Origin of the sequence: Streptomyces sp. SID3212 (genome assembly GCF_009865405.1) — a bacterium.
GTDB lineage: Bacteria > Actinomycetota > Actinomycetes > Streptomycetales > Streptomycetaceae > Streptomyces.
In genome coordinates this window covers 1-10,223 of the sequence record NZ_WWJY01000565.1, presented here as the reverse complement: position 1 = coordinate 10,223, position 10,223 = coordinate 1, and the positions used below count along the sequence as shown (strand labels likewise).

At 72.0% G+C, this 10,223-nt stretch carries 8 protein-coding genes; 4 read left to right on the top strand and 4 right to left on the bottom strand.

Annotated features, from left to right (window positions below; genetic code table 11):
• Window positions 1-45 precede the first annotated feature (45 nt).
• Both purU and GT042_RS17025 read right to left on the bottom strand, forming a co-directional pair.
• A complete protein-coding gene (gene purU, locus GT042_RS17030) occupies window positions 46-915 on the bottom strand; it encodes a formyltetrahydrofolate deformylase (protein WP_161309565.1) in 870 nt (289 codons plus the stop codon).
• A gap of 100 nt (window positions 916-1,015) precedes the next feature.
• On the bottom strand, window positions 1,016-1,462 hold the full coding sequence (locus GT042_RS17025; protein ID WP_161309569.1) for a hypothetical protein: 447 nt from the start codon (window positions 1,460-1,462) through the stop codon (window positions 1,016-1,018).
• Window positions 1,463-1,636: 174 nt separating this feature from the next.
• Here GT042_RS17025 and GT042_RS17020 point away from each other — a divergent pair, with 174 nt between their 5' ends.
• On the top strand, window positions 1,637-2,911 hold the full coding sequence (locus GT042_RS17020) for an ABC transporter substrate-binding protein (RefSeq protein WP_161309564.1): 1,275 nt from the start codon (window positions 1,637-1,639) through the stop codon (window positions 2,909-2,911).
• Between the two features lie 79 nt (window positions 2,912-2,990).
• On the opposite strand, the gene GT042_RS17015 is transcribed toward GT042_RS17020, so the two are convergent.
• Both GT042_RS17015 and GT042_RS17010 read right to left on the bottom strand, forming a co-directional pair.
• A complete protein-coding gene (locus GT042_RS17015) occupies window positions 2,991-4,565 on the bottom strand; it encodes a hypothetical protein (RefSeq protein ID WP_345943801.1) in 1,575 nt (524 codons plus the stop codon).
• A 244-nt stretch (window positions 4,566-4,809) separates the two neighbouring features.
• Window positions 4,810-6,192 carry a transcriptional regulator gene (locus GT042_RS17010; protein WP_161309563.1) on the bottom strand — a complete coding sequence of 461 codons (1,383 nt, stop codon included), beginning with the start codon at window positions 6,190-6,192 and terminating at the stop codon, window positions 4,810-4,812.
• 302 nt (window positions 6,193-6,494) lie between these two features.
• Here GT042_RS17010 and GT042_RS17005 point away from each other — a divergent pair, with 302 nt between their 5' ends.
• The 3 genes from GT042_RS17005 to GT042_RS16995 all read left to right on the top strand — a co-directional run bounded on the left by GT042_RS17005 (window position 6,495) and on the right by GT042_RS16995 (window position 9,728).
• Window positions 6,495-7,181 carry a bifunctional DNA primase/polymerase gene (locus GT042_RS17005; protein ID WP_161309562.1) on the top strand — a complete coding sequence of 229 codons (687 nt, stop codon included), beginning with the start codon at window positions 6,495-6,497 and terminating at the stop codon, window positions 7,179-7,181.
• Between the two features lie 94 nt (window positions 7,182-7,275).
• Complete coding sequence (locus GT042_RS17000; RefSeq protein ID WP_237530871.1) at window positions 7,276-8,154, top strand: ABC transporter ATP-binding protein; 879 nt, start codon at window positions 7,276-7,278, stop codon at window positions 8,152-8,154.
• A complete protein-coding gene (locus tag GT042_RS16995; protein ID WP_345943800.1) occupies window positions 8,151-9,728 on the top strand; it encodes a transporter in 1,578 nt (525 codons plus the stop codon). Before GT042_RS17000 ends, GT042_RS16995 begins: the two co-directional genes overlap by 4 nt.
• Window positions 9,729-10,223 lie beyond the last annotated feature (495 nt).

Below are 10,223 nucleotides of genomic sequence, written 5' to 3'. Positions count from 1 at the left end.
GTCCGGCGATTGAGGACAAAAGCCGGCCGCCAGGCCAAGGGCGCCTCAGGCGAAGACCACCGTGCGGTGACCGTTCAGCAGGATGCGGTGTTCCGCATGCCACTTCACCGCCCGCGCCAGCGCCCGGCACTCCACATCACGCCCGATCGCCACGAGTTGCTCCGGCGTCACCCCGTGCCCTACCCGCTCGACCTCCTGCTCGATGATCGGCCCCTCGTCCAGCTCCGCCGTCACGTAGTGCGCGGTCGCGCCGATCAGCTTCACCCCGCGTGCGTGCGCCTGGTGGTACGGCTTCGCGCCCTTGAAGCTCGGGAGGAAGGAGTGGTGGATGTTGATGATCCGGCCGTTCAGCTGCTTGCAGAGGTCGTCCGAGATGACCTGCATGTAGCGCGCCAGCACCACCAGCTCGACCTCCTCCGCGCGGACCAGCTCCAGCAGCTCCGCCTCCGCCTGCGCCTTGGTGTCGGCGGTCACCGGGATGTGGTGGAAGGGGATGTCGTACGAGGCGACCAGTTCGGCGAAGTCGGTGTGGTTGGAGACCACGGCGGCGATGTCCACCGGCAGCGCGCCGGTCCTCGACCGGAAGAGCAGGTCGTTCAGGCAGTGCCCGAACTTGCTGACGAGCAGCACGATCCGCATCCGCTGCTCGGCGTTGTGGATCTCCCAGTCCATCCGGAACGCGTCACCCACGGCGGCGAAGCTCGCCCGCAGCTTCTCCAGGGTGGTCACCGGCGTCTCCGCCGAGAAGTGCACCCGCATGAAGAAGAGACCCGTGTCGTGGTCCCCGAACTGCTGGCTGTCCTCGATGTTGCAGCCGGTGATGAACAGGTAGCTCGACACGGCGTGCACGATCCCCTGCTTGTCCGGGCAGGACAGCGTGAGGACGTACTGCTGCGTTCGCGAGGGGGTGGTCATGACGTCAGAGGATCCCACATCCTCCGCGCACGGGCAGGTTCCCGCCAGAACGTGGACCAGAACGCGGACCAGAACGCGGAAGAGCCCCGGCCGGACGGCCCTACGCGCTGCGCGTCATGATCCGCAGCACGTCGAGCGAGCGCGGCAGCACGTCCGGGTCGTCCCCGTCACTGGCGGCCAGCCGTACGTGCGCCTCGCGGGCCGCCCGTACCGCCTCCGGCCACCCGTGGTGCTCCAGATAGGCCGACACGGGCGCGTCCGCCCCCACCTGGTGCATGATGCGCAGCACCCGCAGCACGGCGAGATCGACCAGCGCGGCCTCTCCGGAGTCGCGGAATATGGTGCCGACGTATTTCTCGGCGGACCAGTTGTCCAGCCAGGTGTCCTCGACCAGCCGGTAGACGGCGTCGGTGACGTCACCGAACCCCTCCCGGCCTGGCAGCCAGTACTCCTGGTGGAAGACGGGATCGGAAAGCATATGCAGCGCCGAGCGCACATTGGTGCGCCAGCGCCACCACGGCATGTCATTGAGCGGCATGCCGCCCATGGTGGGGGAGCGACGGGCAGGACGGGAAGAGTTCTCGGAACCTTGCTGCACGGTCGTTGATCGTACGTTCCGTCCGGAGACGGAGATCGCGACCCCCGCAATTCACCTCGTCGCCACCGGATGTTGCGGCACCCTCACTCCGTCGTTACCCAGGAGGCGGAAGGGTCTCTACCTATGACAGGTCGGCGACGCCCCATCACTGTCCGTACGCGAGCGAACACCTGGAGCGCGAGGATCCGCGCGCTGTGTACGGCGGTGGCAGGAGCCTCGCTGATCACCGGCTGCGGTGTGATCCCCGGCACCTCGGGCGGTTCGCCCGCCCCCATCACCGTCATGACCTTCGCCCCCGTGGGCACGAACGCCACCAACATGCCGGGGATGCCGGCCATGGCGAAGGCGTACGCCCGCTGGGTCAACGCCTCGGGCGGTCTCGACGGGCACGAGCTGCGCGTCCTCACCTGCAACGAGCGCAACGACTCGTCGGCCGCCGCCGACTGCGCGCGCCGGGCGGTGAAGGAGGACGCGGTCGCGGTGGTCGGCTCGTACAGCCAGTTCGGCAAGGAGATCATGGCGCCGCTGGAAGCCGCCTCGATCCCGTTCATCGGCGGGTACGGCATGTCCGAGGAGGAGTTCACCAGCTTCCTCTCGTACCCGGTGAACGGCGGCCAGGCGACCCTCCTCGCGGGCAACGGGCAGCAGCTCGCCCCCGACTGCGACCGCACCGCGCTCGTACGGCCCGACACGATCACCGGCGACGACCTGCCCGACCTCCTCGACTCCGGTCTGGCCCACGGGCGCAGGTCCTCGGCGGCGGACATACGCGCGGCCGAGGACGCGACGGACTACACGAAGCCGGCCGAACAGGCGCGGGAGCGCGCGGGGGACGGCGGGTGCGTGACGGCGGTGCTGGGCGAGAAGACGGAGACGTTCTTCGACTCGTACCGCCGGGTGCCCGACGACGGCAGGAACGTCCGGGTCTCCTCGGTGCTCGGCAGCGTCGGGCAGCCCCTCATCGACAGTACGGGCGGGAAGAACGGCCCCTTCGAGGGGGCGCTCCTCACCGGCTGGTACCCGGTGGCGACGGACCCGGCGTGGAAGCCGATGCGGGACGTGATCGAGAAGCACGCCTTCCAGGACGACGCGATCGACCCGGCGGACCCCGGGGTGCAGACCACGTGGATCGCGTACACGGCGCTCAAGACGGTCGTCGAGTCGATCCATGAGGACGTGATCACGCCCGGAAAGATCACCAACGCGCTGGACCGGGGCGTCAAGGTGGACACCGGCGGCCTCACCCCGCCGCTGCGGTGGCGGTACGAGGACATGCTGGGCGCGCCGGGCTTTCCCCGGATCGTGAACCGGGAGGTCACGTTCCAGGTGGTGCGGGACGGCCGGCTGGTCGCGGAGCGCAAGGGCTTCGTGGACGTGGGCAAGACGCTCGGGTCGTAGCCGTAGCGCGCGGCCGACGAGGGGCCGGGGAGGCGTGACCGACGAGGGGCCCGGGGGCCGCGGCCCCCGGGCCCCTTCGCTACAGCTGGGTCGAGTCCCGCTGCGACAGGTCGTACTTGGTCGCGATGCCGTTCCACAGGCCCGAGGCCTTGTTCTTGGCCGCCGTGGCCTCGCCGCTCGCCCGGTTGCCCTTGGCCGCCTCCCGGGTGGTACGTGCCTGCCCCTGCTTGCAGCCCTTGCCCGTCCGGGCCTCGCGGGCCCACTGCGCGTAGTGGTCGTCGGCGGAGGCCGACGCCTGCCAGGCGGTGGTCAGCGAGGACGCCAGCTCCTGGTGGTCGGGCAGCTTGTCGATCGGGAGGGACTTGAGCCGGGTCACCAGGTCCCTGCGCTGCTCGGCCGCGTCGTGCAGGTCGCTCGCCGCCTGGTCCAGGTTGCTGCACGTCTTGATGTCGTTGACCGCGCGGATCACCGTCTCGCGGCTGTTGTTGCTGTCGCCCAGCAGCTTGTCGAGCCCCTCGGCCTGCGCCTTCACCGGGTCGGCCGCGTCCTGCGAGGCGGGCTGGGAGGCGGGGGTGCTCTCCGACGCCACGTTCTTCCCGGTGTCCTGCGGGCTGTCGTCCCCGCCGCTCATCAGCGCGCCCGCGCCCAGGCCGAGCACGGCGCAGCCGACGACGACCGCCGCGATCAGCGGGCCACGCGACTTCCGGCCGCCCGTGCCGCGCCCCGGTGGGGGCTCGTAGGGGGGCGCGGGGGGCTGCTGCTGACCGTACGGCTGGGGGGCGCGGCCCTGCGGCGGGCGGCCCTGGCTCATGTCGACGGCGGGCATCTGCTGGGTGGAGTTGGCGCCCGAACCGTCGTCCGTACGGAAGAGGTTGTCGAACTCGGCGGGCGGCGGGCGGTCGCCGGGCTCGCCGGGGCGGACCGCGTACGACGGGTCCTGCGCGGGCACGGGCGCGATGAACTGGGTGGCGTCCGCGTCCGAGCCGTGCGACGGGACGGGCGCGATGAACTGCGTCGCGTCCGAGGAACGCTCCGGGGGCAGCATGCCGGGGCCGGGGCCCTGCGGGACCGGGGCGATGAACTGGGTGGCGTCCGCGCTGCCCGCGGCGGGTATGGGCGGGATGAACTGGGTGGCGTCGGCGCTGCCGCCGGGGGCGGGCGTCGGGTCGGGGAGCGGATGTCCGTACCCCTGGGCCCCCTGGGCCTGGTCGTAGGACTGCCCCTGCCCGTAGCTCTGGCCGTACGGCTGCTGCTCCTGCCCCTGGGCCTGGCCGTACGGCTGCTGCTGGTCCTGCCCGTACGGCCGGCCCTGTCCGTACCCCTGGTCCTGGCCGCCCTGCCCGAACCCCTGCGGCTGCCCCTCGCCCTGTCCGTACGGCTGGTACGGCTGCTGGGCGGCCTGCTGCGGGGGTCCCGGCGGCTGCTGGGCGCCGTAGCCGCCCTCGCCGTACCCCGGCTCCGTCCCGGGCTGTCCGCCGCCGTCCTGCGGCCCCCAGGGCTGTCCCCACGGCTGGCCGCCCGCCGGGGCGACCTGCTCCCCCGCGACGCTGGGCGGGATCCAGGGCTCGCTGCCGTCGCCGGGCAGCACGACGCCTTCGTGCGCGGGGCGAGCGGCCGGGTACTCCCGCTCGTCCCCTTGTCCGCTCTGCGTCACCGGGACTCCTACGTCGTGGAACGTGTGGACCTACGGAAATCGTCGGTTCACGCTACCGGGTGAATCACGGGCTCTGCCACGCACGTGGATCCGCTCCCGTTCCGTCCCGCCAGGACACGGCCGTAGCGACCGAATTCGCCCGTTCTGCCGGTGACTTGATATGCACCACACCCTCACACCAGCGGACCTTCGCCCCCTTCTACCCCCGGCCTGCTCCCCCACTCCCCCGTGCTCACTCCCCCGGTCACGCCGCCTGGATCTCCAGCCGGGCCGTGAACTCACGGACGGACGGCTCGCTCCCGTACGGCTCCAGCCGCTGCTGGAGGTCGTCCAGATACTCCGCGCCCCGGCTGGAGCGCAGCGTCCCCATCAGCTCCACCGCGCGGGTGCCCGTCCGGCACGCCTCCTCGACCTCCCGCTGCTGGACCTGTGCCGTGGCGAGCAGGACCATGCCGATCGCCCGCCGGCGCGCCCGGGACTCCGGATGGCCGTCGATCGAGTCCCCGGCGTGCCGGGCCGCGGCGTCGGGCCGGCCCAGGTCGCGGTAGCAGTGCGCCAACTCGTCCGCGAGATAGGCGTGGTCGAAGTGCGCGATCCACTCGGGGTCGTCACCCGAGCCGTCCTCCGCCTGCTCCAGCGCCGCGAGCGCCCGGCCCGCGACCTCCTGGCACTGGCGCAGATCGCCCATGAGCGCGTGCCCCCGCGCCTCCGCCGCGTAGAACATGGCCTGCGCGCGCGGCGGGACCTGCCCGCGCGCCCCTTCCTGCGCGGCTCTCGCCAACTGGGCGATCTCGCGCGGATTCCCGAGCTGCGCGGCCAGATGACTCATGGACGCGGCCAGTACGTACCCGCCGTACCCCCGGTCCCCCGACGCCTGCGCGAGCCGCAGCGCCTGGATGTAGTACCGCTGGGCGAGGCCGGGCTGGCCCGTGTCGACCGCCATGTAACCGGCCAGCTCCGTCAGCCGGGATACGGCGGCGAAGAGCCGGCGGCCGACCGATTCGCGGTACGAACCCGACAACAGGCCCGACACCACACTGTTCAGGTAGTGGACCAGGACCGGGCGGACATGGCCGCTGCCGAAGCGGTGGTCCAGGTCGATCAGCGCCACGGTCATGGCCCGGACCGCCTCGACGTCCGAATCCCCCACCCGCGCCCCGGTGTTCCGCGCGACCGCCGGGTCCGCGCCCGTGATCAGCCAGTCTCTGCTCGGCTCGACCAGCGCGGACGACGCGACCGCCGACCCGGACAGGAAGTCGCGGCGCCCGACGTCGCTGCGCCACAACTCGCAGACCTGCTCGACCGCGCCGACGACGGTCGGGGCGAACTGGAGGCCGACGCCCGACGCCAGGTTCTTGCCGTTGGCCATCCCCGTCTCGTCGATGGTGACCGTACGGTTCAGCTTCCGGCCCAGCGCCTCGGCGATGACGCCGGGCGCCCGGCCGCGCGGCTGCTGCCCGCGCAGCCACCGCGCCACCGATGTCTTGTCGTAGCGCAGGTCGAGGCCGCGCTCGGCCCCGACCATGTTGACCCGCCGGGCGAGCCCGGCGTTGGAGCACCCGGCTTCCTGGATGAGTGCTTGGAGCCGTTCGTTCGGCTGGCGCGCGACGAGAGGCCTGGCTGCCAATGGATACCCCCTGTGGCCGCAGTGATCAGCTCACTGATCACTGCCCGGCAGAAATGCAGAGAATGCGTGGCTTGGGCTGAATCGGCGATATTTAGAGGAACCACGCGAAACATGGCGTGTTTTGGCCATGCGGGTGTACTTGCTCCGATGTGGGCCGCACCTGTCCCATCGTGCCCGACCACGGACGGTGCGTACCCGCCAACCGGCCTCCACGGGCCCGCGCGCCCCCGTCCATGCATCCATGCGCCCCACATGCGGGTCGGCGCGCGGTACGCCCGTAACCGGAGGTGACGGCGGGAGTTGTGCTCTGCGTGGAAGAGACCCTCGGCGTCACGGGCGCGGCACAGATCCCTCATCAGCGTGGCGAACTGCCGCTGGACTGCGCGGTGCGGTACACGGAAGAACGGCACTGGGACGTGTTCCCCGGCACCTGGCTGGAGGCGGTGGCGGGCACGGAGCGTTGCTCCTGCGGCGACCCGGCCTGTGCCTCGCCGGGGGCGCACGCGACGGGACCGGACTGGGCCCAGCAGGCCACGGGCAGTGCGCCGGCGGCGCGAAGGCTGTGGTCGGAGCGGCCCCGGGCCGCCGTCCTGCTGCCGACGGGACGTACCTTCGACGCCCTGGACGTACCGGAGTCGGCGGGGTTCCTGGCGCTCGCCAGGATGGAGCGGATGCGCCTGACGCTCGGCCCCGTGACGTGGACCCCGGACCGGCGGTTGCTGTTCTTCGTCCTGCCGGGCGCGGCCCCCAAGGTGGACGGCCTCGTGACGGGGCTGGGTTGGGTGCCCGCCGCGATCGACCTGGTGACGCACGGCGAGGGCGGGTACGTGGCGGCGCCGCCGACCCGTCTCGGCGGCCACGGCGCGGTGCAGTGGGCCCGCCGCCCCACCCCGGCCAACCGCTGGCTGCCGGACGCCGACGAGCTGATCAGCCCGCTGGCGTACGCGTGCGGACGGGACGCGGCGGCGGAACGGGCGCGCAAGCGCTGATCACGTCCGGGCAGACACAGCCGACGGGCGTACGTAGGGTGGTCGTCCCGGTCGGTACGGGAACCGGCACGGGGAGACCGAGAGGTAGTGCTCCATGCCGGAAGAACAGCACGAACCGGGTGGGACGTCCGCGACAGCGGGCCCCCCGGCGGACATAGGAACAGCTCCGCCCGCCGCGGGGACGGCCCCACCCGCCGCGGAGACGGCGCCGCCCGCCGTCCAGGTCGAGGGACTGTGGAAGCGCTTCGGCGAGCAGATCGCCGTCGCGGGCATCGATCTCTCCCTGCCGGCGGGCAAGTTCGTCGGACTGGTCGGGCCGAACGGCGCGGGCAAGACCACCACCCTCTCCATGGTCACCGGCCTGCTCCGGCCCGACCAGGGACGGGTCCGGGTCGCCGGCCACGACGTGTGGGGCGACCCGGTGGCGGTCAAGGGCCGCATCGGCGTGCTGCCCGAGGGCCTGCGGCTCTTCGAACGGCTCTCCGGGCGTGAACTCCTCGGCTACACCGGGCGGCTGCGGGGGCTGCCCGGCGCCGAGGTCGACCAGCGGGCCACCCAGCTCCTCGACGTACTGGACCTGGCCGGCGCGCAGCACAAACTCGTCGTGGACTACTCGACGGGCATGCGGAAGAAGATCGGGCTCGCCGCCGCGCTCCTCCACAACCCCGAAGTCCTCTTCCTGGACGAGCCGTTCGAGGGCGTCGACCCCGTCTCCGCGCAGACCGTGCGGACCGTGCTGGAGCGCTACACCGAGTCGGGCGCGACCGTCGTCTTCTCCAGCCATGTGATGGAACTCGTCGAGTCGCTGTGCGACTGGGTCGCCGTGATGGCGGGCGGCCGCATCCGCGCGGAGGGGACGCTCGCGGAGGTACGGGGCGACGCGCCGTCCCTCCAGAGCGCCTTCCTCGAACTGGTCGGCGCGCACGGGCGCGGGACCGGGGAGACCCTGGACTGGCTGGGCGGGGCCCGGTGAACACGGCCGCGCTGACCCCGCTCTTCGTACGGCTGAAGCTCTCGCTCCTGCGCAACGGGCTGCGGCAGTCGTCCGGCCGCAAGGCCGTGTACGTCACCTCGCTCGTCATCACCCTGCTCTTCGCGGCGCTCCAGCTCCTCGGCCTCGTCCTGCTGCGCGGCAACGCCCACGCGGCCACCGTGACCGTGCTGTTGGCCGCCGTGCTGGCGGTGGGCTGGGCGGTGATGCCGCTGTTCTTCTCCGGCGGCGACGAGACCCTCGACCCGACCAAGCTGGTGATGCTCCCGCTGCGCCCGCGCCCGCTGGTCGGCGCGCTGCTCGTGGCGTCGCTGGTCGGCATCGGCCCGCTGTTCGCCCTGTGCCTGCTGGTCGGCTCGGCGGTGGCGTCGGCGCGGGGCGCGGCGGGCGTGGTCGCGGCGGTGATCGCCGTCCCCCTGGCGCTGCTGGTGTACGTGGCGCTGGCGCGGGCGGTCGCGGCGGCGAACATCCGGCTGCTGACCTCGCGCAAGGGCCGTGACCTCGCGGTCCTGAGCGGGCTGGTGATCGCGGTCGGCGCGCAGTTCGTGAGCTTCGGCGCGGAGCGGCTCGGCGACGCGGGGGGCCTCGCGGAGCTGACGCCGACGGCGGACGTCGTACGGTGGCTGCCGCCGGCGTCGGCGCTGGGGGCGGTGGACTCGGCGAGTGAGGGCGCGTACGGGAGCGCGGCGCTCCAACTCCTCCTGTCCGCTGCGGCGTTGGGCGCGCTGCTCTACGCCTGGCAGCGGTCGCTGGGGAAGCTGATGACGGCGCCGGACGGGTCCACGCTGTCGGCGGCGGAGCCGACGCGGAAGGGTTCGCGGTCCCTTCTGTCCTCGGTCCGGCTGCCGGAGGGACGCACCGGCGCGGTGATCGTACGCAGCCTGCGGTACGCGTGGCGTGACCCGAAGACGAAGGCGGGCTGGGTGACGTCGCTGGCGGTGGGTCTGATCGTGCCGATTCTCAACGCGGTGCAGGGGAGCGGGTCGATCTATCTGTCGCTCTTCGCGGTCGGGATGATCGGGGTGCAGATGAGCAACCAGTTCGGGCAGGACACCTCCGCGTTCTGGATGGTGGCCCTGACGATTTCGTCGCCGCGCGACGCGTACCTGGAACTGCGGGCGCGGGCGCTGGCGTTGCTCCTGGTCTCGGTGCCGTACTCGCTCCTGGTGGTCGTACTGACGGCCGCGGTCCTGGGCGACGCGGACGCGCTGCCCGAGGCGCTCGGCCTCTCCTTCACCGCGTTGGGCGCGTTGCTGGCGACGGGGGCGGTTGCGTCTGCGCGCCTGGCGTACTCCATCCCGCAGGACAGCGGCTACAAGAACGTGGCACCGGGCCAGGCGGGGCTGGCGTGGCTGTCGATGCTGGGGGGTGTGCTGGTGGCGGGGGCGGTGTGCGCGCCTGTGGTGGCCGCGGTGCTTTGGCTTGACGTGGGGTGGCTGTTGCTTCCGCTGGGCGTGGTGTACGGGGTCCTTGTGGCGGAGGCGGGTCTTCGTCTGGCGGCGCCCCAGACGGCGCGGCGGCTGCCGGAGATCCTGTCGGCGGTGAGTAAGGGTTGACGTTGGCCGCGCTTACTTATGTCCTCAATCGCCGGACGGGCTTCGTTTGTGGCCTCTGCCCGGTGCTCGGGCGCGGCTTACTGATGTCCTCAATCGCCGGACGGGCTTGGGTGTGCCGTGGTGACGGGGGGCGGGGCCTCCGGAGGTACGTATGTCCGGACTGCATGTTTTACGGCGCGTTCAGGGACTCCGAACATTCACGGTAGCCACGCGCCACAAAACACGCTTTACGTCCGGCCACACGCACCTCCTCCGACCCCACCCCCCTCACGCCGAGGGTGACATGACAGGCCCCCCGGGCCCGAGGCGCCCAACCTCCGCCCGGTGGACGGTGCCACTCACTGATGTCCTCAAACGCCGGACAGGCTGGGAGTGCCCCCGGCCCGGTGGGCGGGTGCGGGTTAAAGACGTCCTCAAGCGCCGGACGGGCTGGAATTGCCCCCGCGCTGTGCGCAGGCGCGGCTTACAGATGTCCTCAAACGCCGGACGGGCTGG

Excerpts from the sequence above, each read along its gene's own strand:
- purU (WP_161309565.1), bottom strand. The coding sequence starts at position 915 with ATGACCACCCCCTCGCGAACGCAGCAGTACGTCCTCACGCTGTCCTGC.
- GT042_RS17025 (WP_161309569.1), bottom strand. The coding sequence starts at position 1,462 with ATGGGCGGCATGCCGCTCAATGACATGCCGTGGTGGCGCTGGCGCACC.
- GT042_RS17000 (WP_237530871.1), top strand. The coding sequence starts at position 7,276 with ATGCCGGAAGAACAGCACGAACCGGGTGGGACGTCCGCGACAGCGGGC.
- GT042_RS17020 (WP_161309564.1), top strand. The coding sequence starts at position 1,637 with ATGACAGGTCGGCGACGCCCCATCACTGTCCGTACGCGAGCGAACACC.